The organism is Enterobacter cloacae complex sp. 2015409, from assembly GCF_041365315.1.
In the GTDB taxonomy this organism is placed as follows: Bacteria; Pseudomonadota; Gammaproteobacteria; order Enterobacterales; family Enterobacteriaceae; genus Enterobacter; species Enterobacter pseudoroggenkampii.
The window spans coordinates 1-209 of the sequence record NZ_JBFTVM010000030.1; the positions used below are offsets into that span (position 1 = coordinate 1).

Here is a 209-nt window from a genome sequence, read left to right on the forward strand (position 1 = left end):
CTTCGGCGTTGTAAGGTTAAGCCTCACGGTTCATTAGTATCGGTTAGCTCAACGCATCGCTGCGCTTACACACCCGACCTATCAACGTCATCGTCTTTAACGTTCCTTCAGGACTCTCAAGGAGTCAGGGAGAACTCATCTCGGGGCAAGTTTCGTGCTTAGATGCTTTCAGCACTTATCTTTTCCGCATTTAGCTACCGGGCAGTGCC

At 50.2% G+C, this 209-nt stretch carries 1 rRNA gene; it reads right to left on the reverse strand.

What is annotated here, in order from left to right:
* Positions 1 to 12: 12 nt before the first annotated feature.
* Positions 13 to 209, reverse strand: a 23S ribosomal RNA gene (locus ACDO57_RS23410); the annotation flags it as partial.